Here is a 26,157-nt window from a genome sequence, read left to right as displayed (position 1 = left end):
CGGGCAGTATGGTCCGTCCGCAGATCGCCGGATACTCAACTGGCCGGTTTTAGACGGCTGATCAGAACCTGTTCCACTTTGTTCAGCGGGTGGTTGGTCAGGGTCTTATCAACCTCGGCAACTACTTTCCTTAAGACTTCGCTGTGCAGGCGGCGTCGCAGAAGGCCCAAAACATGGGGGCTGGCGACCAAAACCAGGCGTTTATATGCCCCCTTCAAACCTTTGCGATTCAACAGATTAGCCACATCCTGCACGAACAAAGACTTGGCCTGAGATTTCCACTTGGGTTCTTCGACCGCTGATTTCTGATTTGGGCCATTGTCCGAGCGCCGCCCCGCCCGATCAGAGGGCCTAGCGTTTGGGACATCGCTTTCTTCGACCGAGACAACCACCAGATTGGGGTCTTCGGCATCCGTGATATTCTCCATGAACAGCGCCTTTTCCCCGTCGGCGATGACAATCCATGTTCCCTGCGTTAATGCGACCATTGTGATCTCCTGATTTGGTTTTTCTGAGACCATCCCTCATCTTTCAGGCACGGCTAACCATTTGCGCAGCTTTGTTTTTCGCCGCGCCGCCTGTGTTTTTTGCAAGTGATTTGCGGCTCTCTCCTCCGCTCCCTTTAAGGTAGGCACTGCGCGCCATCTTACAATCCGGCCGGGCACCGAAACTGCCGCTATAGGCGGGTTTTCACCGGTCAGGAGAACAGTTCGATGACCGTAATTTCGGGCGTTACACCAAAACGCACGGGCAGGATCGAACATCCGATACCCCCGGACACGACCAGATCACGATTGCCTTCGCGCACGTGACCATAGGCATAGCGATTGCCGAATTTCGAGGGCACCACCGGCGACCAGCCAAACAGCCGTACCTGCCCTCCATGAGTATGACCTGACAGGGTCAGGGCCACGCGATCAGGAACTTTGGGGAAGATATCCGGTTCATGCGCCATCATCACCACCGGGGCATCATCCGTGATCTGCCTAAGCGTCGCAGGCAGGTCATCCAGCCCTTGGTATCGACCATTGCCCGTATAAATCGCCAACTGATCTTCGAGGCCTGCAAGCCAAATCCCGGCACCATCCAGTTTGAAGGCCTCGTTTGAAAGCACCCGGATACCATTCCGTCTCAGCGCATCGCCGTACAGATTCGGCCCGCCCCTGCGCTTTTGGGCTGACCGGTCATCCCACCAATCGTGATTTCCCAGAACCGCATAGACACCATGCTTTGCCTGCAACCCGGACAACACCGGCGCCAGATCGGCAATTTTAACCGGTTGTAAATTTATCCTGTGCCCGGCGGCATAGTCACCCAACAGCAGGATAAGGTCAGGTGACAGAGCGTTTGTGCGCCGAACGATCTGCTGGACTCTTTTCAACCCCACATAGGGCTCACCAACATGCAGATCAGCCAGCACCGCGATCCGCAGCGGCGGTGCGGTCCAGTCCGCGCGCCGGATCCGCCACTTACGAACACGCAGGCGCAGCGCGGGTTCGATGAAGAAACCATACGTGGCAGCAAAAAGGCCTGCCAGCATCACTGCCAGCAGGCCCTTTATGAACCCTCTACGGGTCACTGGATCACATCCGCGAAGCGACGTTTTCCCAGTTCACCAGATTGTCGAGGAAGTTCGACAGGTACACCGGACGCTTGTTGCGGAAGTCTATGTAATATGAATGCTCCCACACGTCGCAGCCCAACAGAGCAGTCTGGCCAAAGCACAGCGGGTTCACGCCGTTTTCGGTCTTGGTCACGGCCAGCGAACCGTCCGCATTCTTGACCAGCCACGCCCAGCCCGAACCGAACTGACCGGCACCAGCCGCGCTGAACTGCGACTTGAACTCGTCAACCGAGCCAAAGCATTCGACCAGCGCCTTTTCCAGCTCGCCAGGCATGGCGTTGTCGCCGGGGCCCATCATCTCCCAGAACTGGTTGTGGTTCCAAAGCTGACTGATGTTGTTGAAGATGCCGTTTTGCGCGACGGCATTTGCGTCGTAGGTGCCGGTGATGATCTCTTCCAGCGACTTGCCGTCCCACTCGGTACCAGCGATCAGCTTGTTGCCGTTGTCGACATAGGCCTTGTGGTGCAGGTCGTGGTGAAATTCCAATGTTTCGGCGGACATGCCCTTGGCTGCCAGCGCGTCGTGTGCATAAGGAAGATCAGGAAGTTCAAAAGCCATCTCGGCCCCCTGTTTAAAATGTAAGTTGCGGTTCCCAAGGTTAAATGCTTTGGCAAGTGCCGCAGGTCAAGGGCAGAGATCATAAAACCCGGAGGTCCGCGATGCTAACTCAGGCGCGCAAGATGTTTTACCGCGCCCGCGGATACTATGCGGGCAGCCTGAATGGCGAGCCTTTCCGGCTGGATCCCTACCACTCGAAGTTCTGGCGCAAGGCCTCGGCCGGCGCGTGGGAGCCCGAGACTTTTGCCGTGCTGGATAGATATCTAACGCCGGACAGCGACTATCTGGACATCGGGGCATGGATCGGCCCAACGGTGCTGTACGGTGCCCGCAAAGCCCGCCACGTCTGGTGTTTCGAACCAGACCCCACCGCGTTTCGGCATCTGGCGTGGAATCTGGACCTGAACGACATTCGCAATGTTTCGGCATTTGGCGTCGCATTGTCGGATCAATTCGGCGTGGCCCGTATGGCATCCGTTCGCGGTGAACCCGGGGATTCCACCAGTTCACTGTTGCATGACGGGGTGCATGGGACAGATGCATTGACCATCGAGTGGGATCAGTTCGAGGCCGTAAATGACCTGTCCCGTGTCTCCTTGGTCAAGATGGATATCGAAGGGGCGGAATTTGCGGTTCTGCCGAGCCTTTTGCCCTTTCTGAAAAAGCATCGCCCGGCCCTGTATATTTCGCTCCACTCGCCCCTTCTGGCCGAGGAAGACCGGCTTATACGGACATCTCAACTCTTAGAAAGCCTTGCCTTCTACACTGAAATTCAAGACGAAAACGGGCACCCACTAAAGGTCGAAGAATTGCTGCAACCTCAAGAGTTGAAGCGGTATCGCGCCGTTGTGTTGCGTGAATAGAATGTGCAGAATTTTTTTCGTGCATTAGTTGCATATGCGCTTGAAACTCTCGCATTGTTTGGTGTCTTCCCTTCTGGATAGACCGATTAAACGAGGAACCATGAAATATCTTTTCTTAGCATCCATTTTTACCGTTTTTGCACAGGCAGCGGCGGCGGAAACAATTACTTACGATTGTGCCGTTCGCGACCGCGACGGAACCGGGTGGGTCGCGCCCCGCTATATCTTTGTTATTGATAAGGACGGCGTTAGTGCGCAAACAGCCAGCGGGCACAACGAAATGCAGTCCGCTAAGCTGAAAATTGATAGAAAGAAGCGTTACAAGCTGGATTGGCGCGTTGAGTTGACAGAGTTTGGCGGCCAAAAAGTCCGGGTAAATTACACGGCCCGCATTGACCCTTCTGACAACACCGTGAAACTGAGAGGCAACTGGGTGAATGCCAACTTTGTCAACAAGCCTTCAGGGCAAGGCAAATGCAAAGTGATCGATGGTTAAGCTTCGGTTAAACCGCAAAAGCCCCGGAAAATCCGGGGCTTTTTTTCCTAGCTTCGGAACCTAATAAACCCCGACCTCACTGCCCGGCTGCGCTGCGACCTTCAACAGTTTGAACACGTAGTCTGCGGTTGACCGGAAGCAGACGACGCGGAGAGTTTCGGCGTCATCCAGCCAGAACGCACCGGCAACCTGCGCCAAGCGCGAGCGGCGGATTTGGCCGGGTTGGAAGGCGTCAGCCGACAGATCTACCGGGGCCAGTTTGCCCAGAACTTCGCGAGCGTTCGAGCCCGAGATGCTGAACACCGCGCGGGCATCCGAGACGTTGACCGCCAGGGCATGCACACCGCTTAGCGCGTTGGTCATCGCGGCCAGTTTGGCCTCGACCTCGGCATATGGGACAAGCACAAGCAATTCGTCGGTGGACATCCAGCAAACACCGCTGTCTCCGTCGACAAATGCCTCGCGCTGGCCGGGTACTTTCTGGCCGGTGGCGTCTTTGACGGCCTTCACCAGAACCTTGTCGGACAGGTCGCCGCGCAGGGTGATCATGCCCTGCAGGCCGCATTCTTCAACCTTGGCGATGCCCTCATAGCTGGCGTGGTTCAGTGCGCTGATGGGTTCAGACATTCTGCTTCTCCCCGTCCTTGTCGAAGAAGATCGGATCCACGATCTTTGCTTTGTAGGATTTGCCATCGGTGCCCGGGAACTCGACAATCTCGCCCATGCGGTCAGGACCATGCTTGATCAAGCCCATGGCGATGCCTTTGCCCAGATTGGCCGAATAATAGGTTGAGGTCACACGACCGATCATGTTGCGCTGACCGTTGGCGTTGACGCCCTCTCCCACTGCGTAAGCCCCATCCGGGATGACAGAACCATCCACAGTCTCAAGACCCACCAGTTTCCAACGCTCGGGATCGGCCATATGGCTGCGCAAATGGGCACGTTTGCCGAGGTAATCCTCTTTCTTTTTCGAAAGCGCCCAATGCAGCCCCAGATCCTGCGGGATCACGGTTCCATCGGTTTCGTCGCCGATCATGATAAAGCCCTTCTCGGCCCGCAGTATGTGCAGACATTCAGTGCCATAGGGCATCACGCCGAATTCCTTGCCTGCATCCATCAGCGCATTCCAGAAGGCCTGCCCTTGTGATGCAGGGACGGCGATCTCGTACGACAGCTCACCCGAGAACGAGATGCGATAAGCCCGGCAATCAAAGTCGCCGATCTTGCCATCGCGCCACTCCATGAAGGGCAGCGCCTCTTTCGACACATCCATGCCGCCGAGCTTTTCAAGCACCTTGCGGGCGTTGGGGCCAACAACGGCGACCTGCGCATATTGCTCGGTCACGTTGGCAACATAGACTTTCCAGTCCCACCATTCGGTTTGCAGCCATTCTTCCATGTGACCGTGGATACGTTCGGCCCCGCCGGTGGTGGTGTGGCACAACCATCTGTCTTCGTCGATCCTGGCAACAACACCGTCGTCGATCAGAAAGCCATTCTCGGAACACATCAGGCCATAGCGGCATTTGCCGACCTTCAGAGTAGACATCATGTTGGTGTACATCATGTCCAGGAACTTGCCTGCGTCCGGCCCTTTGACGATCAGCTTGCCCAAGGTCGAGGCATCCAGCAGGCCGAGGTTCTCGCGGGTATTTTTCACCTCACGGTTCACGGCGTCATGCACGGATTCACCCGGACGAACATAGGCATAAGTCCGGCGCCAGTGGCCGACCGGCTCCCAATCGGCGCCGTTCTTGTCGTGCCAGTTGTGCATCGGGGTTTGACGGATTGGCTGGAACACCTCACCACGTGCCTCACCGCCGATAGATGCCATTGAAATTGGGGTGTAAGGCGGGCGGAACGTTGTTGTTCCAACCTTCGGGATTTCGGAGTCCAACGCATCAGCTAGGATCGCCAATCCGTTGATGTTACTCAGTTTACCCTGATCGGTTGCCATGCCCAGAGTGGTGTAACGCTTGGTATGTTCAACGCTCTCATACCCCTCACGCGCGGCAAGTTGCACGTCCGAAACTTTGACGTCGTTTTGGAAGTCCAGCCAGGACTTCATCCGCAGTTGAATATCCGCGTTCGCAGGCATCAACCAGACCGCAGCCATAGGTGCCTCGGACGTAGCTTCCCCGACAGGCGCTTTGGTGCGTTTGGTTTTGAATCCAGCCGCTTTGGCTGCGGCCTTACCGGCTGCATCGGCATCGGCCAGCACATCGCCCAGCGCCATCGGGCCATTCGATGCCCCGGCGGCTACGACGAACCCTTCGCCATCGGCCCCAAGCGGGGGTCGCGCAGGATCCGGCCGGAAATGCGCATTGGCATCGTCCCAGATCAGCTTGCCGCCGCAGTGCGACCACATATGCACGACCGGAGACCAACCGCCCGACATCGCAACAGCGTCGCATTCGACCTCTTCACGGGCGCCACCGATGCCGTCCTGATTGCAGATGGCAACTTTCTTGACGCGTTTGCCGCCTTTGACTTTGGCAATGGCCTTGCCCACATCGACGCGGATACCCAGTTGGCGCGCCTCTTCAGCCAGAGGGCCGGAGGTAGCCCTTGCGTCAACCACACGCAAGATATCGACACCGGCCTGTTTCAAGGTGATCGCAGTCCGGTAGGCGTCGTCATTATTGGTGGCCACAATCACCTTTTCACCGGGTGTCACACCCCAGTTCACGACATAATCCCGCATGGCCGAGGCCAGCATGACACCCGGCACATCATTACCCGCAAAAGACAACGGACGCTCAATCGCACCGGTAGCAGTCACGACCTGTTTCGCCCGAATACGCCAGAGACGATGGCGCGGGCCCTGTGCACCAGGCTTGTGGTCTGTCAGGCGTTCATAGCCCAGCACATAGCCATGGTCATAGACCCCTGCACCCATGCAGCGGTTGCGCAAGATGACGTTGCCCATTGTTTCAAGTTCGGAAACAATTTGTTCCACAAACTTATCCACAGGCTCATCATTGATTGTGCCGCCATCAACTGGGGCACGGCCACCCCAATGCGCGGTCTGCTCAATCAACATGACCTTTGCACCGGACTGAGCGGCCACTTTGGCAGCCTGCAAACCGGCCACGCCGCCACCGATCACCAACACATCGACGAAGTTGTAGAAATGCTCATAGGTATCCGCATCACGGCTGTCCTTGTCGGGGGCTTTGCCCAGACCGGCAGATTGGCGGATGAACGGCTCGTAGACATGTTTCCAGAACGGCTTGGGATGAATGAACATCTTGTAATAGAAGCCAGCCGGCAAGAACCGCGACAGGTGCGTATTGATCGCACCGATATCAAATTCCAGGTTCGGCCAGTGGTTCTGAGAGATCGAGGTCAGACCGTTGAACAGCTCGGTCGTGGTGGCGCGCTGGTTCGGCTCGAACCGATTGCCCTGCCCCAGACCGACCAGAGCGTTGGGTTCTTCCGCACCACTGGCGACAACACCACGTGGGCGGTGATACTTGAACGACCGGCCCATCATCATCTGATCATTAGCCAGCAAGGCCGAGGCAAGCGTGTCGCCTTCGTAGCCCTGCATCGAAGTGCCGTTGAAGGAGAATGTGACCTGTTTCGACCGATCAATCAGCCGGCCTTGATTTGCGAGACGGGTGCTCATGATGCGGACCTTTCGCAGGCGGAATTACGGGTGGTGGCGCGGATCATTTGTATTCTCTCCACGTCCAGCCAGGGCGCTTGGCGGTAATCGCCTCGCGAATTTCTTTGGGCGGCTCAAACACCTGGGCAGAGTAGGTGCCGAAAACTTCGAGCGTTTGCGTGCAGCGCGCCGTGTGGAACCACTTGCCGCATCCATTCGCATGGCGCCAGCGTTCGAAATGAACGCCTTTAGGGTTTTCACGCATGAACAGGTAATCGTGGAAATCACCATCTGATGAGCCCGGACCGAAACGCTTCAGATGCGCCTCGCCACCGGCGGCCAGTTCGGTTTCTTCGGCATCGACACCGCAATAGGGGCAATTCAGGATCAGCATATGTTCATCCTCTCGGCAGCAGGCGAGACCATGCTGCATGCGAAATCTAAGTAACGGGTGCGCGAGATTTTTCGCCGAAAAATCTCCATCAGTGCGCCACCCCGGCCGCGACGCTTTCGTCGATGAAGCGGCCTTCTTTGAAACGATCCAACGAGAACGCCTCGGTCAGCGGTGAATGACCCGTGGCCATCAGCTGTGCCATGCCCCAGCCGGACCCCGGAATGGCCTTGAAGCCACCGGTGCCCCAGCCACCGTTGATGAAACAGTTCCCCAGGGGTGTTTTTGACAGGATGGGCGATCGGTCGCCGGTCATATCCACGATCCCGCCCCATTGCCGCAGCATTTTCAGACGTGAGATCATCGGGAAGGTCTCGACCAACGCGCGCACAGTTTCTTCGATATGGTGGAAGCTGCCGCGTTGGGTGTAGTTGTTGAACCCGTCGGTGCCGCCACCGATCACCATCTCTCCCTTGTCGGATTGCGACATGTAGCCATGCACCGTGTTGGCCATCACGACCACGTCCATGCAGGGTTTGATCGGCTCAGACACCAGCGCCTGCAGAGCAATCGCCTCAAGCGGCAGACGGAAGCCCGCCATTTCGGCCAGTTGACCGGAATGGCCCGCAACCACGATGCCCAGCTTGTCACAGTCGATCGCACCTTTGGTGGTGTCGACACCGACAACACGACCATCCTGTGACCGAACCCCGGTCACTTCGCATTGCTGGATGATATCCATGCCCATGGCGGAACAAGCGCGCGCATAGCCCCAAGCCACCGCATCGTGACGGGCGGTGCCACCGCGTTCCTGCCACAGCGCACCCAGAACCGGATAGCGCGGGCCTTCGAGATTGATGATTGGCACCAGTTCCTTGACCCGTTCAGGTGTGATCCATTCAGTCTTTACACCCTGCAGCGCATTCGCATGAGCCGTGCGCTGATAGCCGCGGATTTCATGCTGGGTCTGCGCCAGCATCATCACGCCGCGCGGGCTGAACATGACGTTATAATTCAGGTCCTGGCTCAGATCCTCATAAAGGCTGCGCGCCTTTTCATAGATCGCGGCAGACGGATCCTGCAGATAGTTCGAGCGGATGATGGTTGTGTTCCGACCGGTATTACCACCGCCCAACCAGCCTTTTTCGATCACAGCGACATTCTGGATGCCATAGTTCTTACCCAGGTAATAGGCGGTTGCCAGACCATGGCCACCCGCCCCCACAATGATGGCGTCATAGCGTTTCTTGGGCTCGGGCGAACGCCAGGCGCGTTCCCATCCGGTATGATAGCGCAGCGCTTCGCGCGCCACAGCAAAGGCTGAATAGTGTTTCATAAGCGAATCCATCCGGTTCGGTGATTGGCGCAGGTATGCCGCGTAACCGCCTTTGGCCCCTGCCGTGCAACGCCATAATATCGCACTATTGCGACATCGCCCTTATTATTGCGACATGAAGCCCCCTCGCGGCCATTTGTCCCTTTTTTCCGCCCCGCCACAGGTCTAAGTCAGGACAGCCATCTTGGAGTTATCATGACCTTCTGGGCCCTCATCATAGCCACCGCCGTCCTGATAGCGGTTTTTCTTGGGATTTCGATACTGCGTAGGCGAGATACGCGCGAACCATCCACTGCGTATGACTTGCAGGTCTATCGTGAACAGTTGGCCAGCGTAGATCGAGACCTGGCCCGTGGTGTCATCGCTGACGCGGATGCCGAGCGAGTTCGCACGGAAATTTCACGCCGCATTCTTGCGGCTGATGCGCAGATGCAATCTTTGTCTGAACCGCAAGGGCCGTCCAAATGGATCTCGGTTGCGGCATCCGTATTTGTCGCGGCCATCCTGGTTGGCGGAGGATCCTGGATGTATCTGAAGCTTGGTGCAGCCGGGCTCCCCGATCAGCCCCTGTCATTGCGGCTAGAAATGGCCGATGCCCTGCGCACAGAGCGCCCCAGTCAGGCCGAGGCAGAAGCCGCCACGCCACCCGCACCACTGCCACAGCTTGACGAAAGCTATGCCTCTCTTCTCGGGCAACTTCGCGAAACCGTTTCCGGTCGTCCTGATGACCTACAAGGACATATCCTTCTTGCCCAGCACGAGGCGAACGCAGGTAACTTCCATGCCGCCTACAAAGCGCAGCAACGTGTGATCGAACTGTCTGGGAACACGGCACCCGCAGATGCCTATTCGCATCTTGCCGAGATGATGATCCTTGCTACCAACGGATATATCTCGCCCGAAGCTGAAGACGCATTGAAACAGTCATTGCAGCGTGATCCACGCCACGGTCCGGCCTTGTATTACCTGGGACAGATGATGGTACAGGTCGGACGACCTGATATCGGTTACAGGATCTGGGTGGATGCACTTGCAAGCGCGCCGACAAATGCCCCCTGGGCAACGGCCATTCGCGCACAGATGGACGATCTGGCCTTTCGTGCGGGTGTGTTCAATGCCGCCCCTATGCCAGCAGGGAACCCAGGCCCCGGTGAGGATGACATCGAGGCCGCTGCATCTCTGACCGCACAAGAGCGCCAAGAGATGATCCTTGGCATGGTCGAGCAACTGTCAGACAGGCTTGCAACCGAAGGCGGCTCCCCCGAAGAATGGGCCCGGCTGATCGGTGCCCTTGGGGTGGTTGGCGACATCGACCGGGCCACCGCGATCTACGCCGAAGCCCAATCCGTATTCTCGGACAATGACAACGCACTGGATATCCTTGGTGCGGCAGCAGCTCAGGCTGGGGTGACCCGATGATCCATGACATTTTTGAGGAATTTGCAGGCTCGCTTGCGCCTATGAGCGCGTTGATCGGTCTTGATCTGGGAGAAAAGACTATCGGGGTTGCAGTCTCGGACCGGATGCGCGGTGTTGCTAGCCCGCTGGAGACCGTAAGGCGCAAGAAATTCACTCTGGATTCTGCCCGTCTGCTGGAAATCATAGCCGACCGTGAGATCGGGGGCATACTACTGGGTCTGCCGAAAAACATGGATGGCAGCGAAGGGCCACGCTGCCAGTCCACCCGTGCATTTGCCCGAAACCTGTCCCGTTTGACCGAAGTTCCGATCGGGTTCTGGGACGAACGGCTCAGCACGGTTGCGGCAGAAAAGGCACTGCTTGAGGCGGATACGACACGAAAGCGTCGCGGACAGGTTATCGACCACGTCGCGGCAGGCTATATTCTGCAAGGCGCGCTGGACAGAATGCGCTTTCTTTAAGGATCGGAAAACGCTGATGTCGAACATGGTTTGGAAAAGGAACGAGGTCGAAAGCCCGTGCATCCAGATCTGCGTTGTGCACCCTACCGAGCGTATTTGTACCGGTTGCTACCGCACGATCGACGAAATCTCTCGCTGGTCAAAAATGGACAGCTCTGAGCGCGCCGATATCATGGCAGACCTACAGTCTCGCAAACCGCTGCTTGCCAAACGGCGCGGCGGCCGGGCGGGGCGGCTCAACAAGGCCTGAGATTTCCACAAAAGGATGTGATTGCTGAATCTGCACCGCTGCGGGCTGGTCTGAACTACGAGGGGGTCAAGTTCGTTGACAGCTGGTGAGTGAGTGGCAACCCACAGCGGCGCGTTTCAACAATCGATCTTCTGCAGTGGTTCGGCAGAGGAGTTCGATCTGTGTACGTCTTTTTTGACCAATCGATCAAGAAAAATCCTCGCTGATATTTCTGTGCCCTGACGTAAATGTCACAGCAGGCTCAAGCCGCTGCGTTTCTACCCAGACGCAAGCCATGTTTTGGCGTTCTGAATTTCCTCGGCGGGAAAGAACTGAGTGCGTGTGCCAAGGATGTGGCTGGCCACCCGTTGGGCCAGATGTTGCCAGGCTTTGTCGCCAACAACCGCAGCCCGATCCAGGTTACCAATATGCCCCCGGGCCAGCCGAAAATGCGAGTCAAGCGCCGTAAGGCCTTGCCATCCGTCAAACTTGGACAGATCAATCAGCAGGCGAAACCCCTGTTTCTCCTGCAAAATGTAGTTCAGATCGGTTTCGGCCTTTTTGAATTCGTCAGGGTCGAGTTTTCCCATCAGGCTGACCTGCACGCAGGGGCCGCCCAGATCCATAACGTGAATAGAGCCCAGAGATTCGCGCAACCATCGGCGCGCTTCTTCAATATTCGCGTGATCGAATACCTGCACAGGGCAAGGGAAAAGCGGAGCCGCAAGCCGGATACTGGTCTGAACCCAACCCTGATCCGCCACCACTCCAATTCGGTCAAAGCCGCGCCAGTGGCTGAGGCCCAATTTTGTATCCGACCAAACCGCATTCAGATCGTACCCTTTGAACTCTGGCTGCACGATCGCCAACAACCGCACCGTGTCGTGTTCGGCCAGTGCGGCCTCAATCGCCGGGATCAATGTTGTGGAATAGTCCGTACCTGTCACTTCGCCGGAAAGCTCGATTTCAATCAATGCTCCGTCAGAGTTTTTGTGGACAGCAATCATCAAAAAATCCTCCAAATCTGTATAATGACAGAACGTTAGGAGGATTTGATCCATTCGGCCACACCGCCAGCGCATTCAGGCCGAAAATAGGCGATCATCCGGCCATCCGACCCAGCCTCAGCCCCGCTACCCCATGGCGCTACCCCGTGCAGGCAGTGGCGGTGCAGCAGATAGGCCTCGCCCGGACGTGCGGGCAATACGATGCGACGGCAAGTATCAAAGACCTCACGACGGGCAGCCTGATAAACATCTGTTATGTCCACCTGATCCAGAGTGTCCGGGCGCTTGTCTTCAAGTGCATCCGCAAATGCAGCCTGCATGATCTTGTGGCTACCTTCCCAAAGAACCATCGGGGACGCATTCTCGCTGGCATCAGTCAATGGAATGCCCAGAATCCACGCATGCGGTTCCTCGACCCTGCGGCGCCTGTCCGGGCCGGACGGGCGTAAACCATCCACATGGGCCGCATCCCGCTTTGCTCGATACTGGGCAGCAGACTCGCCCTCTCCGCGTCGGGGCAACGGGTAGCCGGGGTAAATGACCGAGACCTGGGCTTTGTGCAATGGCAACGACCCATAACGCGACACTATGAAATCCATGACGGCCCCGGTCAGAACCGGGGACCCCTGGACCCTGCCCTCGGTGTCGTTGTTCAGCGCGTCGACCCCAATGAACCAGGTCCCTTCACAGTCCAGCCAATGCGCGAATTCCGGATCCGTCGCAGCAGCGCGTGCTGCGGGCAGCGCATAAGATACCCAGTCCAGAATAGCCCGGTCGTGGGGAAATTTCACCCAACCCTTTTCCTCAAAAGAACTCAAAAACCCAACGCCTTGCGCAACATATTCAGGGCGACCAGAGTCAGGAAGACCGCGAATATCCGCTTGAGCGGCTTTGGATCCATCGCATGGGCCAACTTTACGCCCCAAGGCGCAGTGATCATGGTCATGGCGACCACAATCCCAAAGGCAATCAGATTGACGGCGCCGATGGTAAAGGGCGGGCGGTGTTCAGGGGCAATTTCGAGAAACAGGAACCCCATGACCGAGGGCACAGCGATGATCACGCCAAACCCGGCCGCCGTAGCCACAGCCCGGTGAATTGGCGTGTTGAACAAGCTCATTAACGGCACGCCAAAGCTGCCGCCGCCGATACCCATCAGAACGGATAGGAAGCCGACCGAGGGCGACAGGAGAGCGCGTTTCAGGCCCTTGGGCATGGCGTCTCCAAGCCGCCATTCGGATTTACCCAGACCAAGATAGGCACCAATCACCATACCCAATACACCGAACAGGGCTTGCAATGCCTCGGTCCGAAGAGCGGATGCCACCATCACGCCCAACACCGCACCGATGGCGATGCCCGGACCCCAACTGCGCAGGATATCCCAATCAACGGCACCCTTTTTGTTATGTGCCAGAACCGACCGCAGTGAGGTTACGATAATCGTTGCCAGTGAGGTGGCGAGGCACAGCTGCATCAACTGCGGGCCGCCATACCCAAGGGTCTGAAACGCATAGAAAAAAGCAGGGACCAACACGATACCTCCACCGACACCCAACAGACCCGCCAAAACGCCTGCCAGCGCTCCGATCACCAGCAGAAGAACCAGCATCTGAGCAAGCAACATTACTTCGGGCATCATTCCCCCCAACCGACCTTTTGCCGTATTGCCACCATTCAGGCCTCGGTCAGAGGCGCGACATGATCCAGTGCCTGCAACATAACCTCGGGGCCCGCCCCGTCATGCACCGCACCTTCAGACAGGGTCCGTCGCCAAGCCCGCGCACCCGGCCGTCCTGCGAACAGGCCAAGCATATGTCGCGTAATCTGGTGCAAGCGCCCTCCGCCAGCAAGATGGCATTCGATATAAGGCACCATTTTCCGGACAACAGCAAACGGGTCGGCGGCCTGACCGACCCCAAAAATCACAGGATCCGCTGTGGACAGAACATCTGACGGCTGATGATACGCAGCCCGCCCGATCATCACACCATCCAGCCCTGCATCCAGATGCCCGCGCGCCTGTTCCAGATCAGCAATGCCACCATTTATAGAGATGTGCATATCCGGGAATTCCGCCTTCATCCGATGCACGAGATCATAATCCAAAGGCGGTATATCCCGGTTTTCCTTGGGGCTGAGCCCTTGCAGCCAGGCTTTGCGCGCGTGAATTGTGACCCGAGAGCATCCCGCTTGCCTGATCTGGCTCAGAAACTCAGGCAAAATGTCTTCGGGCTGTTGGTCGTCGACTCCAATGCGGCATTTGACCGTGACATCTACGTCCACGGCTTCGCGCATTGCGGCAACACAATCCGCAACGCGGTCAGGGGATTTCATCAGCACCGCACCAAAAGTGCCAGATTGCACTCGATCAGACGGGCAGCCACAATTCAGATTGATCTCATCATAACCAGCATCCGCCCCCAACCGGGCCGCTTGTGCCAATTCCTGAGGGTTCGACCCGCCCAGTTGCAGGGCCACGGGATGCTCCTGCGGGTTGTAGTCCAGCAAATGCAGCGCACCACCCCGAACTAACGCAGGCGCTGTTACCATTTCAGTGTACAGCAGCGCCTCGGTGCTCAGCAACCGATGCAGATAGCGACAATGCCTGTCCGTCCAATCCATCATAGGGGCGACGCTCAGGCGTGCGGCTTGTCTTACCTTGTCATTCAATGCTGAGTCCTCGTCGCACCCGGTATCCAATCAGACGGATCGAAACCGCAAATTCCTGCCCATCGAATCGGGCAGCCCGGGGTTTAGCATATTCGAAAGGGGCCGTCCTTGTGTCTGCCAACCGCGTTACCGATTGTCGACACCGTACCGGCAAATCATCATTTCGACGCTGCGCTGAATGGTATCAGACATTTCGTCCTGACTAAGTACGGTCCCGCAAAAAACCATGGGCCAGAATGCCCTGCTCTTGATCAATCCGATGAACTCACGACCCGCGATGTCGGGGTTATCGATGCGTAGCTGACCATCCTCTGCCGCATCTTTAAGCATGGCCGAGAAGATGGCAGTTTTGTCCAATTTGTCCTGCGCGGCGACCGCAAGGTCGGGATTGTGCAAGGTTTCGCTGATCACCATACGCGACATCGCCATCACCTCGGGTGACATGAGAATGCGCCCCTCGGCCCAAGCCAAATCTGTCAGTTGCGCGCGGATATCTCTGCCCTTTTCATATCTGATATCCTGAACCTTAGAGAAGCGGTTCGACAGCTCAACCACGATCGAGCGGAACAGGTTTTCCTTACTTTCGAAATACTTGTACAATGTACGTTTGGACACCTCGGCCCGGGCCGAGATCCGATCCATACTGGCCGCCGAAAATCCCTTTTCCTGGAATTCGGCCACGGCAGCCTCGATGATCTGGGCATGCTTTGATGCTTTCGGTGCGCTGAGATCATTCATGCTTCAAAGCTATAGACCCTTTGACATGAGCCGGTCAAACGTCAGGTAAACTCTCGGGTTTACACTCCTCCCTCGCCTAAATAGAGTAAACCCATGAGTTTACTAATTCAGGTAGCCAGCCCAACAGGAGACCCCCCAATGGCTTTAACATTGAAACTGAACGGCCAGACCCACACGGTCGAGGCCGAGCCCGGCACACCCCTGCTGTGGGTGATCCGGGACGAACTGAAGATGACAGGAACCAAATTCGGCTGCGGTGTCGCATCCTGCGGGGCCTGCACAGTGCATCTGGACGGAGAGCCGGTGCGCTCGTGCCAGACGTATATCGAGGATGTTGAAGATGCCGAAATCACCACGATTGAAGCCGTGGGCGACAATGATATCGGCGCTGCTGTTCAGCAGGCCTGGGTCGAACTGGACGTGGTTCAATGCGGCTATTGCCAGTCGGGTCAGGTGATGTCGGCGGTCGGGTTGCTGTCCGAGAATCCAAAGCCCAGCGTTGAAGAAATCGATGACTACATGTCTGGCAACGCTTGTCGCTGTGCCACCTATCAACGCATCCGCGCCGGTATCCAACGCGCATCCGAAATTCTGGAGGCTTGATCCATGACCATCAATACCTCTCGCCGTGGTTTTCTGAAAGGCGCTGCTGCGACCGGTGCCGTCTTGCTGGTTGGTTCCCGCCCCGATGGCGTTCTGGCTGCGGCCTCATCTGAGACGACGCAACTCAACCCGTTTGTGAAAATTGACGCCGACGGCACCGTGACCGCCATCGTCAAGCATTTCGAAAAGGGTCAGGGCCCTGCGACCGGCCTGCCGACGCTGATCGCCGAGGAGATCGGTGTATCCATGGAGCAGATCGAATACGAATTCGCGCCCTCTAACCCCCAAGTCTATAACAATCTGCTGTTTGGCCCCTTCCAAGGCACCGGCGGGTCAACCGCGATGGCGAATTCCTGGCTGCAATACCGTCAGGCTGGCGCTGCTGCCCGTGAGATGCTGATCAACGCCGCCGCCCAAAGATGGGGCGTCGATGCATCAGGCATCGCCATTGAGGAAGGCATCATCAAAGCAGACGAGAAATCTGCACCGATTGCCGATTTCGTGGCAGCCGCTTCGCAGATGGAAGCGCCGACCGAGCCACGCCTGAAAGACCCCTCGGAATTCCGCCTGATCGGAAACGAGGCCGTGCGTCGCACGGATTCGGCCATCAAGGGCAACGGACAAGCGATGTACGCCATGGATGTCCACCTGCCCAACCAGATGGTTGCGATGATCAAACGTCCGGAGTCGCGCGGTGGTGTTGTCATCAGCTTTGACGACAGCGCCTCGAAAGAGATCAAAGGCTATATCAGCGCCGCTGCATTGCCCAATCAGGCGGGCGTTGCGGTCTATGCCGAAGATACCTGGGCCGCGATTCAGGCGCGTGACGCGCTTGAGGTCGAATGGGACATGTCCGGCGCTGAAACCCGCCACTCGGATCAGATCAAGGCCGAGATCATGGACGCGCTGAATGCCGAGCCCGCCTATAACGTGAACAAGGCAGATGTTGCCACGGTTTCGGCGGCGATCGACGCGGCGGATACGGTCGTAGAAAAAACTTTTTACTACCCGCTTCTCGCCCATGCTCCGATGGAGCCACTGAACTGCACAATCGAACAGACAGCAGAGGGTGACATCGTTCTGCATGATGGTGCTCAGATGCCAACCGGCCCGCACATGGCGTATCAGCAAATCTTTCAGCTGCCACCCGAGAAAATCCACATCAGAACGATGCTGGCCGGCGGGTCTTTCGGGCGTCGCGCAACACCGGATGCGGACTATCAGGTTGAGGCCGCGTTGGCCTTTGTTGTCACTGACCGCTCGCGCCCGGTCAAACTGGTCTGGACGCGGGAAGACGACATTCGCAGCGGGTATTACCGCCCGGCCTTCGGCCACAAAGTTCGTGTCGGGTTGAATGCGGAGGGGAATATCGTCGGATGGCAGCATCAGGTCGCTGGGCAATCGATCATGAAGGGCACCCCGTTCGAAGCGGTTGCAGTGCATGACGGCGTCGACCACAGCTCGATCGAAGGCATCGCAGACAGCCCCTATGATATTCCGGGGATGGCGCTTGGACTGACCGACACACCCAAGGCCACATCGGTCCTATGGTGGCGGTCGGTAGGACATACCCACACTGCCTATACGATGGAAACAATGATGGATTTGGCCGCCACCGCCGCGGGCCGTGACCCGGTTGAGTTCCGTCTCGCACATCTGGCGGATGCGGGTAATGCAGACCAACAGCGCAAGGCCTCAGTTCTGAAACTTGCGGCCGAGAAAGCAGATTGGGGCAACGTCCCTGCCGGTCGAGCGCAAGGTATTGCGGTGCACAAATCCTTTGGTTCTTATGTGGCTGAGGTGGTCGAAATCTCGGGCGATCCGGATGACGGTATCAAGATCGAAAAGGTTACCTGTGCTGTCGATTGCGGTATCGCGGTGAACCCCGACGTGGTGCGTGCCCAGATGGAAGGTGGGATTGGCTATGGCATCGGGCATGTGATGCGCGATCAGATCACACTGACCGGCGGTTCCGTGGATCAATACAACTTCCCGGATTACGAGCCCCTTCGGATCGGCGATATAGCTACAATCGACGTCCACATCCTGCCCTCGGCCGAGGCCCCCACAGGCGTGGGCGAACCCGGCACGCCGCCCTCGGCCCCCGCGCTCGCGAACGCAATCAAGGCAATGTCGGGGACCTTGATTGCCGATCTGCCGATGGCCGAGAACGGCATAAGCTTTGCATAAGGTCCCGACCCCGCGCCGAAAAAACGGCGCGGGGATAATTTGATCAAATTTCGTGACAAGGCGCTTTGTGTCGATTAAACCTCGGGGTACCAGAGTGATGGAGACGCCGATGGACCTGAACGCCCTACACAGTTTTCGCGTAGCGGCCTGCGACCTTAACGGTCAGCTGCGCGGCAAACGCGTGCCTCCTTCTTATGCTGACAAGCTGAGTAAAGGTGTGGTGCGGATGCCGTTTTCGGCATTGAATGTTGATCTGTGGGGCGCGGATATCGAGGATAGCCCGCTTGTGTTTGAATCAGGCGACGCGGACGGCATATTACTGCCAACCGAGCGTGGCCCCGTCCCAGTTCCCTGGCTTGAAACCGAAACAGCGCTGGTGTTGATGTCCCTGTATGACGATCAGGGCAAGCCCTTTGCCGGCGACCCTCGCCATGCTCTGACCTCGGTGCTGCAACGCTATGCCGAGCGTGGCTGGTCTGTTGTTGCGGCGACCGAGCTGGAATTCACGCTATTGGACTCATCAGGTGCACGGCCGGTGCCTCCGATCAATCCTTTGACGGGGCGACGGCTGGTCGACGAGGCAGTCCTGTCAATGGCGGAAATGGATGCGTTCGACGCCTTTTTCACAGACCTCTATGACGGATGCGAGGCAATGAGCATCCCGGCTCAAACCGCCATTTCCGAAAGCGGGATCGGCCAGTTTGAAATCAACCTGAACCATCAGGACGCCATGCGCTGCGCAGATGATACGTTGCTTTTCAAGGTGTTGACTCGTGGCCTTGCGCGCAAACATGGGTTTACCGCAACTTTCATGGCCAAACCCTATGCCCAGGATGCGGGCAATGGGATGCATGTCCATTTTTCGGTCGTCGACCAGGATGGGCAAAATATCTTTGACAATGGCGGGCCTGAAGGCACTGATCTTTTGCGCTCGGCCATAGCCGGATGTCTGTCCGCAATGCCTGGTTCAACTCTGATTTTTGCACCGCACGGGAACTCCTACACCCGGCTTGTCCCCGGCGCCCATGCCCCAACTGAGGCATGCTGGGCTTATGAAAATCGCACTGCCGCGCTGCGCGTTCCCGGCGGCGCGCCCTCTGCCCGCAGGATCGAACATCGTGTTGCTGGTGGTGACATCAATCCCTACCTCATGCTGAGCGCCGTACTCGGTGCGGCGCTGAACGGCATCGAGGACGGAACTGAACCGCCAGCTCCGATCACGGGCAACGCCTATGAGATCGACGGCCTGCCGCAACTCGCTGGCGACTGGGCTTCAGCCATCACCGCCCTTGAAACCGATCCGCAAGTTGCGCGCATCTTTCCCGCCCCGCTGATCAGCAATCTTGCCATGACAAAGCGACAAGAGATCCTGCGCTTTGACGAACGCCCACCCGAGGAGCATTGGCTAAGTTATCTCGAGGCGGTTTGAGCCCCCTTGCCCGCTTCGTTCTGCTCAGCTAGAATAAATTTGATCAAATTTGGTGACCCATGAAAATCGGTATCCTTGTAACCGGCCACCCTCCTGACGAATTGCACGATCAGTTCGGTGAATATGACGGCATGTTTCGCGCGCTGCTGGATGGCAACGGCTTTGAGTTTGTGACCTATGCGGTTGTCGACGATCACTTTCCGCAAAGTTTTGACGCTGCTGATGGATGGATCATCACCGGCTCGCGCTATGGCGCCTATGAGGACCATGCCTGGATTCGCAAGCTCGAAGCGCTGATCCGCGACATCCATCAAAGCGGCAAACCCCTGATCGGCATATGCTTTGGTCATCAAGTCATTGCGCAAGCCCTTGGCGGGAAAGTTGAAAAGTTCGAACAGGGCTGGGCCGTGGGGCGGACGGACTACGATTTGGACGGACAGACCGTCACTTTGAATGCCTGGCATCAGGACCAGGTGGTAGAGCTGCCCGCCGGTGCACAAGTAACCGGTTCGAACGCCTTTTGCCAGAATGCCATGCTGGCCTATGGCGACACGATCTGGACCGTTCAGGCCCACCCGGAGTATGGCGACAGCTTCATCGAAGGGCTGATGTACACACGCGGCAAAGGTGTCGTTCCAGACAATCTGATGCAGGCCGCCGCCGACCGCCTGCCCACCCGCGACGACAGTCCGAAGATCGGACAGTTCATGGCAGAGTTTTTGAAGAAAGAGAGGGCCTGATGGCCGATTGGACAGAACAACTGCCACAGGCAGCCCGTACCTATTTTGAAGGTCACCGATTGGATGAGGTCGAGTGCATCATCTCTGACCTGCCCGGCATCGCGCGCGGGAAAGCGGTTCCGGCCACCAAATTTGCACGCCAGTCCTACTTCCATCTACCCGATAGTATCTTTTACCAGACTATCACCGGGGACTGGGGCGAAGCCGCCGGAGAGGACGGCTTCATTGAACGGGACATGATCCTTAAGCCTGACTTTTCGACTGCTTCCGCTGCTCCTTGGACGGGTGACTGGACACTGCAGGTGATCCACGACGCCTATGACCGGGACGGAGAGCCGATCCCGTTCAGCCCACGCAACGTGTTGAAGCGCGTCGTAAAAATGTATCACGACAAAGGCTGGAAACCGATTGTCGCGCCAGAGATGGAGTTCTTTCTGGTCGCCCCCAATGTCGACCCCGCGCAGGGGATCAAACCGATGATGGGCCGTTCGGGTCGTCCGGCGGCCGCGCGGCAGGCCTATTCGATGACAGCGGTGGATGAATTCGGCCCGGTGATCGACGACATCTATGACTTTGCCGAACATCAGGGATTCGAGATTGACGGCATCACCCAGGAAGGCGGCGCCGGACAGCTTGAAATCAACCTGCGCCATGGTGATCCGGTCAAGTTGGCAGATGAAGTGTTCTATTTCAAACGCCTGATCCGCGAAGCCGCGTTGCGACACAACTGCTTTGCGACCTTCATGGCGAAACCGATTGCGGATGAGCCCGGATCGGCCATGCACATCCACCACTCGATCACCGAGATCGAAACCGGACAGAATATCTTTTCCGGACCTCAGGGCGGCGAAACGGATGCATTCTATAACTTCATTGCAGGGCTGCAAAACCACTTGCCTGCAGGCCTGGCAGTCATGGCACCTTATGTGAACTCGTACCGCCGCTATGTGAAAGACCATGCCGCGCCGATCAATCTGGAATGGGCTCGTGACAACCGCACGACCGGCATCCGTGTTCCCCTGTCCGGCCCCGAGGCGCGGCGCGTTGAAAATCGTATCGCAGGCATGGACTGCAACCCTTATCTGGGCATCGCCTTGTCGCTCGCCTGCGGCTATCTCGGCCTGACCCAGCAGGAACGTCCGCGCCGTCAGTTTTATGGCGACGCCTACGAAGGTGACGGTGATATCCCGCAGGTCATGGGCAATGCGCTGGACCTGTTTGATCAGGCCACCGCCCTGCACGAGGTGCTGGGTCCGGAATTTGCCCGCGTCTATGGCATTGTCAAACGTGCCGAGTATGAAGAATTTCTACAGGTCATCTCTCCGTGGGAGCGTGAGCACCTGCTCATGAACGTTTAAGCCGCGATGAATCTCCTCTATTCCAACGACCGCAAGGCCGAGTATCCGGCCAGCTGGTATGCCGCGACGGCCAACACGCTCGACCGTTTTCCCGCGCTTGCTGGGGATACCAAAGCGGATGTCTGTGTGGTCGGTGGCGGCTATACTGGCCTGTCCGCCGCGCTGCATCTGGCCGAGGCCGGGTTCGACGTCGTGCTGCTTGAGGCGCATCGCGTTGGTTTCGGAGCGTCAGGCCGCAATGGCGGGCAGCTGGGCAGCGCCCAGCGGATGGATCAGGAAGACCTTGAACGCCTGGTCGGCGATGACGATGCCGCCAAGCTGTGGGATCTGGCTGAAGATGCCAAGGATCTGGTCAAATCGCTGATCGAAAAGCACAAAATCGACTGTGATCTGAAACCGGGCGTGGCGGTTCTGGGCCTCAGCACCGGGGATCAGCAAGACCTCCACGATCACGCCGCGCATCTGTCGGCGCGATATGGGTATGACCATATGGAGCTGCTGGACGAAGGCGCCGCGCATGGTCTCTGCCCGTCGCCCACCTATCGCGGCGGTTATCTGGACATGGGCGCGGCGCACCTGCATCCGTTGAACTTTGCTCTGGGTCTGGCGCAGGCCGCAGCCAAGGCTGGCGTGCGCATCTTTGAGGGTACCGAGGTCACCGGGATCGACGAAGTCGATCTGGCCATCGTGCAAACCCCACAGGGAAAGGTGACGGCCAACCACGTCATATTGGCCTGCAACGGGTATCTCGGCGATCTGAACGGCAAAGTGGCGTCGCGCGTCATGCCGATCAACAATTTCATCGCCGCGACCGAGCCTTTGGGCACCGATGCCGCCCGCGTCCTGACCCGGGATGTCGCCGTCGCCGATACCAAGTTTGTGGTAAATTACTTCCGCCTCAGCGCCGACAACCGCCTGCTATTTGGCGGCGGAGAAAGCTATGGCTACCGCTTCCCGACAGATATCGCCTCCAAGGTGCGCAAACCGATGACCGAGATTTTCCCGCATCTGCGCGATGTGAAAATCGACTATGCCTGGGGCGGTACTCTGGGCATCACTATGCGGCGGATGCCCTATCTGACGCGGGTTGCGCCCAATATCCTGTCGGCCTCGGGCTATTCCGGCCATGGGGTCGGCACGGCCACCCATGCCGGGCAGTTGATGGCGATGGCCATTCAGGGCCGGGCCGAGGGGTTCGACACCATGTCCCGCGTGCCCGCCTTGCCCTTTCCGGGCGGCGCAGCCCTACGCAGCCCGTTGCTAGTGCTGGCGATGACATGGTTTTCCCTGCGGGACCGGCTGGGATTCTGATTTCGAGATTGTCAGAGAAACTCACTTAAACTCTCTCAGGATACGAAAGCCCGTCAATTTTGACCGCCAATCAATGCCCGCCCCACCGCGACTTGCAGCGCGCGAAAAATCCATAGCAAATGGATAAGAACCGCCTTTTACAACCCGCCTGTGACAATCGACTGATCTCGCCATCTCTAAGTGCTGGCTGGAAGTCGACCAACCCGGGTGCGTCGCTGTCCAGCAGGACATCGTTCTTTCCCCGACATTCCCCGACATATGCCGAAGACCCCAAGCATTGGAGGCATCAAGTTCATCAACGCGAACTGGGTAACCGCGCCACACTAAATCCGGCCGCTTTTCACCAATCATCTCTTCTGTCGGTTTGGCATGGAAATTGGCCTGATCCGTCGTAACTTCCTCTCCTTGCGCAAAAGGAGTCTGCGTTCCGGCACGGGCGGCATATTCCCATTCGGCTTCCGTTGGTAAGCGGTAGGCATCTATCCCGAGTTTTTTGTTCAGCCAATCCGTGTAAGCCAAAGCATCCAAATAAGACACATCATTCACTGGATGATTGCCCGTAAGATCTATGCGCTCAAAACTATCGCCGATTACAAAATCTTCCGGCACATATTTGCTACATCCCCCATCTTCAACGCAGGCCATCCACTCATCACGGGTAACCTCGTTACGTCCCATGGCAAAGGACAGATCTATTCTGACGCTATGAACCGGACCTTCACGATGCGCGATATACGGCTCTTCCGCTGTCGCGGGTCGGCGCCCTTTTTCATCCCAATGAAAGTTTCGTTTCGACTCCCCCGGTGGTCCACCCATCATGAACTCACCCATAGGCAAGGCAATCATCTCAGGGCAAACATCGCATTCCTGAAACATCTGAAGCGGCGCAACTTCAGTGCCATCCGACAGAAGATAATCTGCGTGAACCGCCGAAGCGAAAGTTGAAAGCGCGCCCCAAAGGGCCAAACGAATGATAGTCAATGCAGTGATCCAACCCATCATACGAGAACAACGTCAAAGAAGATCCATTGCCACCGTACTTCCCCCAAAGTTGCAAGTTCAAAAGAATTTCCCGCTACGCGGGGTAAGCCAACCTGTGTCTCTCTGACTACGACAGAATAGTGAAATTTCGCCACCCTGAAGATTAAGGGCTTGGATTGACACTTCATTAGCTTTATCTTTCCCAAAGATAGAATTCAGGAATGCCAAATATGACGCTGCCTCCTAACGTCCATGACGCCGAACCCATCCCCGCGGCCGCCCGCGACGCCATTGATGCCTTGATGCAGTCAGGCGACCTGTTCCGCTACACTGCGCCGCAGGACGCTCCGGTTGCGCTGCTCGAGTCGGAATTCGCGGAACTGCTGGGCACGAAATACGCGCTGGCTGTATCGTCCTGCTCGGCGGCACTGTTCCTATCGCTCAAGGCGCTGGGTTTGCCGCGGGACGCGCGGGTGCTGATACCGGGCTTTACCTTTGCGGCGGTGCCCTCATCGGTCATACATGCGGATTGCATCCCCGTACTGTGTGAGGTGGGTGACAATTATCGCATCGACATGGATGACTTTGCCGCCAAACTGGATAACGTGCAGGCCGTGATCATTAGCCATATGCGCGGACATACTTCGGATATGGACGCGATCATGACCCTGTGCAGCGCGCGCGACATTCCGGTGATCGAGGACGCAGCCCATTCGCTGGGGACAACTTGGCATGGTCGCAATATTGGGACGATTGGCAAGATCGGCTGTTTCTCGTTTCAGTCCTACAAGATGATCAATGCGGGCGAAGGTGGCATTCTGATAACCGACGACGCTGATCTGGTGGCGCGTGCCGTGATCATGTCCGGCGCCTACGAACATAATTGGAAGAAACACAAAGGTCCGCGTGGCGACAACTCATCGGAACTCGAAGAGGCCTTTGGCCGCTGGCAGAACCAGTTGCCGCTGTATAACCTGCGGATGAGCAACCTGAGCGCTGCAGTAATCCGTCCCCAGATGCCTGAATTGGCACGCCGTGTCCACGATGGGTTGCAAAACCACGACTATGTGGCAGAGCGCCTGAACTCATCGCCCTATATCAACGTGCCTGCCCCGCTGGTGCCAGAGCGCCGGGCGCCGGACTCGATCCAGTTCAATCTGGTTGACCTAAGCGATGATGATATCCGCGCCTTTGCCGCAGCATCCGAAGCACGCGGGGTGAAAGTTCAGGTATTCGGCCTGAGTGAAGACAACGCCCGTGCCTTTTGGAACTGGCAATTCCTGCCGGAACAGACCGAGCTGCCACAAACGCGAAACATGCTGATGAAAGCTTGCGACGTGCGCCTGCCTGTACGCCTGACAGGCGCGGAACTGGATGTGATCGCTGATATTCTGTTGGCTTCAGTAGGGGAAATTACCGCCCCGAAAATCGCATTTGGAACCTGAACAAGCTGAATTCAAACGAAAAGGCCCGCCAGCGGCGGGCCTATTTCATTGTGTGGACAAATTCAGTTCAGTTTAGACAGCTTTTGCTGCAACTCCGCCAACTGCTTCTTGATGTCGTCCAGATCCTCACTCGACTGGGGTTTGGCCTCGCTATCCGTTTCCGAACTGGACCAACTGCCGGAAATGCCGCTGGTCATCGCCTTCAGAAATGCCTTTTGCTGCGCTTGCAGTGCTTCGAAACCCGGAATCTGGGTCATCGGATTCATCGCAGACATGTTTTCCATCATTTTGCTTTGGCTTTCGCGCAGCATTTCGAACGAGCTTTGCAGGAATTGCGGCATCACTCCTCCGCCCGGCAACATATAGCTGCGCACAAGATCGTTCAGCACGTTCACCGGCAGGACATTCTCACCGCGGCTTTCATGCTCGGCAATGATTTGAAGCAGATATTGCCGTGTCAGATCATCCCCAGTCTTCAGGTCTATGATCTGAACTTCGCGACCGTCACGTATGAATGCCGCAATATCTTCGAGCGTGACATAGTCACTGGTTTCAGTGTTATACAGCCGACGGCTGGCATATCGTTTGATTAGCAACGGTTTTTCTTGTTCTGACACCGTCTACCCTCCCCAAGGAATGATGCATTGCAGCAGAGATTATGCGAGTGCAGAACAAAAAGAAAGGGCAGGTC

The 26,157-nt window shown here is 57.3% G+C and carries 26 protein-coding genes; 12 read left to right on the top strand and 14 right to left on the bottom strand.

Annotation, left to right across the window (positions count from 1 at the left end):
* Nucleotides 1-35: 35 nt before the first annotated feature.
* The 3 genes from AC2FIZ_RS00825 to AC2FIZ_RS00815 form a co-directional block, all read right to left on the bottom strand.
* On the bottom strand, nt 36-488 hold the full coding sequence (locus tag AC2FIZ_RS00825; RefSeq protein WP_142633052.1) for a host attachment family protein: 453 nt from the start codon (nt 486-488) through the stop codon (nt 36-38).
* A gap of 209 nt (nt 489-697) precedes the next feature.
* Nucleotides 698-1,579, bottom strand: a complete 882-nt coding sequence (locus AC2FIZ_RS00820; RefSeq protein WP_281994430.1) for a metallophosphoesterase — start codon at nt 1,577-1,579, stop codon at nt 698-700.
* Nucleotides 1,580-1,583: 4 nt separating this feature from the next.
* The gene (locus AC2FIZ_RS00815) at nt 1,584-2,183 is read right to left on the bottom strand and encodes a superoxide dismutase (protein WP_142633050.1); all 600 of its coding nucleotides are present in this window, start codon (nt 2,181-2,183) and stop codon (nt 1,584-1,586) included.
* 101 nt (nt 2,184-2,284) lie between these two features.
* On the opposite strand from AC2FIZ_RS00815, the gene AC2FIZ_RS00810 reads away from it, so the two are divergent.
* Complete coding sequence (locus tag AC2FIZ_RS00810) at nt 2,285-3,046, top strand: FkbM family methyltransferase (protein WP_281971889.1); 762 nt, start codon at nt 2,285-2,287, stop codon at nt 3,044-3,046.
* Between the two features lie 100 nt (nt 3,047-3,146).
* Nucleotides 3,147-3,542, top strand: a complete 396-nt coding sequence (locus tag AC2FIZ_RS00805; protein WP_142633046.1) for a hypothetical protein — start codon at nt 3,147-3,149, stop codon at nt 3,540-3,542.
* A 60-nt stretch (nt 3,543-3,602) separates the two neighbouring features.
* Here the strand turns inward: AC2FIZ_RS00805 and AC2FIZ_RS00800 are convergent, their stop codons facing one another.
* The 4 genes from AC2FIZ_RS00800 to AC2FIZ_RS00785 form a co-directional block, all read right to left on the bottom strand.
* Nucleotides 3,603-4,169 carry a sarcosine oxidase subunit gamma gene (locus AC2FIZ_RS00800; protein ID WP_281971888.1) on the bottom strand — a complete coding sequence of 189 codons (567 nt, stop codon included), beginning with the start codon at nt 4,167-4,169 and terminating at the stop codon, nt 3,603-3,605.
* Nucleotides 4,162-7,176: a sarcosine oxidase subunit alpha family protein gene (locus AC2FIZ_RS00795; protein ID WP_496790444.1), complete on the bottom strand. Its 3,015-nt coding sequence runs from the start codon at nt 7,174-7,176 to the stop codon at nt 4,162-4,164. The genes AC2FIZ_RS00800 and AC2FIZ_RS00795 overlap by 8 nt, the downstream gene beginning before the upstream one ends.
* A 43-nt stretch (nt 7,177-7,219) precedes the next feature.
* Entirely contained in the window at nt 7,220-7,549 is a 330-nt protein-coding gene (locus AC2FIZ_RS00790; RefSeq protein ID WP_496790443.1) for a sarcosine oxidase subunit delta, read from the bottom strand.
* A gap of 88 nt (nt 7,550-7,637) precedes the next feature.
* The gene (locus tag AC2FIZ_RS00785) at nt 7,638-8,882 is read right to left on the bottom strand and encodes a sarcosine oxidase subunit beta family protein (protein ID WP_271947765.1); all 1,245 of its coding nucleotides are present in this window, start codon (nt 8,880-8,882) and stop codon (nt 7,638-7,640) included.
* 195 nt (nt 8,883-9,077) lie between these two features.
* Here AC2FIZ_RS00785 and ccmI point away from each other — a divergent pair, with 195 nt between their 5' ends.
* Genes ccmI through AC2FIZ_RS00770 form a run of 3 tightly spaced genes read left to right on the top strand, consistent with a single transcriptional unit; the run spans nt 9,078 to nt 11,012 of the window.
* On the top strand, nt 9,078-10,301 hold the full coding sequence (gene ccmI, locus AC2FIZ_RS00780) for a c-type cytochrome biogenesis protein CcmI (protein WP_281994426.1): 1,224 nt from the start codon (nt 9,078-9,080) through the stop codon (nt 10,299-10,301).
* Nucleotides 10,298-10,762: a Holliday junction resolvase RuvX gene (ruvX, locus tag AC2FIZ_RS00775; protein ID WP_271947775.1), complete on the top strand. Its 465-nt coding sequence runs from the start codon at nt 10,298-10,300 to the stop codon at nt 10,760-10,762. The genes ccmI and ruvX overlap by 4 nt, the downstream gene beginning before the upstream one ends.
* Nucleotides 10,763-10,778: 16 nt before the next feature.
* Nucleotides 10,779-11,012: a DUF1289 domain-containing protein gene (locus AC2FIZ_RS00770; RefSeq protein ID WP_281971885.1), complete on the top strand. Its 234-nt coding sequence runs from the start codon at nt 10,779-10,781 to the stop codon at nt 11,010-11,012.
* 257 nt (nt 11,013-11,269) lie between these two features.
* Here AC2FIZ_RS00770 and AC2FIZ_RS00765 read toward each other — a convergent pair whose 3' ends face one another.
* The 5 genes from AC2FIZ_RS00765 to AC2FIZ_RS00745 all read right to left on the bottom strand — a co-directional run bounded on the left by AC2FIZ_RS00765 (nt 11,270) and on the right by AC2FIZ_RS00745 (nt 15,409).
* Nucleotides 11,270-11,998, bottom strand: a complete 729-nt coding sequence (locus AC2FIZ_RS00765) for a SpoIIAA family protein (RefSeq protein ID WP_496790441.1) — start codon at nt 11,996-11,998, stop codon at nt 11,270-11,272.
* A gap of 35 nt (nt 11,999-12,033) precedes the next feature.
* Nucleotides 12,034-12,789, bottom strand: a complete 756-nt coding sequence (locus AC2FIZ_RS00760; RefSeq protein ID WP_281971884.1) for a phytanoyl-CoA dioxygenase family protein — start codon at nt 12,787-12,789, stop codon at nt 12,034-12,036.
* A gap of 23 nt (nt 12,790-12,812) precedes the next feature.
* Nucleotides 12,813-13,637: a sulfite exporter TauE/SafE family protein gene (locus AC2FIZ_RS00755; protein WP_281971883.1), complete on the bottom strand. Its 825-nt coding sequence runs from the start codon at nt 13,635-13,637 to the stop codon at nt 12,813-12,815.
* 38 nt (nt 13,638-13,675) lie between these two features.
* A complete protein-coding gene (gene dusA / locus AC2FIZ_RS00750) occupies nt 13,676-14,671 on the bottom strand; it encodes a tRNA dihydrouridine(20/20a) synthase DusA (protein WP_282027334.1) in 996 nt (331 codons plus the stop codon).
* Between the two features lie 126 nt (nt 14,672-14,797).
* On the bottom strand, nt 14,798-15,409 hold the full coding sequence (locus AC2FIZ_RS00745; RefSeq protein ID WP_281994421.1) for a TetR/AcrR family transcriptional regulator: 612 nt from the start codon (nt 15,407-15,409) through the stop codon (nt 14,798-14,800).
* A 138-nt stretch (nt 15,410-15,547) separates the two neighbouring features.
* Between AC2FIZ_RS00745 and AC2FIZ_RS00740 the strand changes: the two genes are divergently transcribed.
* The 6 genes from AC2FIZ_RS00740 to AC2FIZ_RS00715 all read left to right on the top strand — a co-directional run bounded on the left by AC2FIZ_RS00740 (nt 15,548) and on the right by AC2FIZ_RS00715 (nt 23,040).
* The gene (locus tag AC2FIZ_RS00740; RefSeq protein WP_281994420.1) at nt 15,548-16,012 is read left to right on the top strand and encodes a (2Fe-2S)-binding protein; all 465 of its coding nucleotides are present in this window, start codon (nt 15,548-15,550) and stop codon (nt 16,010-16,012) included.
* 3 nt (nt 16,013-16,015) lie between these two features.
* On the top strand, nt 16,016-18,202 hold the full coding sequence (locus tag AC2FIZ_RS00735; protein ID WP_496790440.1) for a molybdopterin cofactor-binding domain-containing protein: 2,187 nt from the start codon (nt 16,016-16,018) through the stop codon (nt 18,200-18,202).
* Nucleotides 18,203-18,311: 109 nt separating this feature from the next.
* The gene (locus AC2FIZ_RS00730; protein WP_142633016.1) at nt 18,312-19,631 is read left to right on the top strand and encodes a glutamine synthetase family protein; all 1,320 of its coding nucleotides are present in this window, start codon (nt 18,312-18,314) and stop codon (nt 19,629-19,631) included.
* Nucleotides 19,632-19,690: 59 nt separating this feature from the next.
* Entirely contained in the window at nt 19,691-20,371 is a 681-nt protein-coding gene (locus tag AC2FIZ_RS00725; protein WP_281994418.1) for a type 1 glutamine amidotransferase, read from the top strand.
* Nucleotides 20,371-21,729 carry a glutamine synthetase family protein gene (locus tag AC2FIZ_RS00720; protein ID WP_142633012.1) on the top strand — a complete coding sequence of 453 codons (1,359 nt, stop codon included), beginning with the start codon at nt 20,371-20,373 and terminating at the stop codon, nt 21,727-21,729. Before AC2FIZ_RS00725 ends, AC2FIZ_RS00720 begins: the two co-directional genes overlap by 1 nt.
* 6 nt (nt 21,730-21,735) lie before the next feature.
* Nucleotides 21,736-23,040: an NAD(P)/FAD-dependent oxidoreductase gene (locus tag AC2FIZ_RS00715; RefSeq protein ID WP_496790438.1), complete on the top strand. Its 1,305-nt coding sequence runs from the start codon at nt 21,736-21,738 to the stop codon at nt 23,038-23,040.
* A gap of 21 nt (nt 23,041-23,061) precedes the next feature.
* On the opposite strand, the gene AC2FIZ_RS00710 is transcribed toward AC2FIZ_RS00715, so the two are convergent.
* Nucleotides 23,062-24,039 (bottom strand): formylglycine-generating enzyme family protein, encoded by a 978-nt coding sequence (locus AC2FIZ_RS00710; protein ID WP_281994417.1) that lies wholly within the window; start codon nt 24,037-24,039, stop codon nt 23,062-23,064.
* A gap of 212 nt (nt 24,040-24,251) precedes the next feature.
* On the opposite strand from AC2FIZ_RS00710, the gene AC2FIZ_RS00705 reads away from it, so the two are divergent.
* On the top strand, nt 24,252-25,466 hold the full coding sequence (locus tag AC2FIZ_RS00705) for a DegT/DnrJ/EryC1/StrS family aminotransferase (RefSeq protein ID WP_281971875.1): 1,215 nt from the start codon (nt 24,252-24,254) through the stop codon (nt 25,464-25,466).
* A 62-nt stretch (nt 25,467-25,528) separates the two neighbouring features.
* Here AC2FIZ_RS00705 and phaR read toward each other — a convergent pair whose 3' ends face one another.
* Nucleotides 25,529-26,083, bottom strand: coding sequence for a polyhydroxyalkanoate synthesis repressor PhaR (phaR, locus tag AC2FIZ_RS00700; protein WP_281994416.1), 555 nt, complete (start codon nt 26,081-26,083; stop codon nt 25,529-25,531).
* Nucleotides 26,084-26,157: the final 74 nt, after the last annotated feature.

It is taken from the genome of Ruegeria sp. CDSB022 (genome assembly GCF_059611145.1).
The sequence above is the reverse complement of the archived record's forward strand: the minus strand, read 5'-3'. Positions and strand labels throughout refer to the sequence as shown.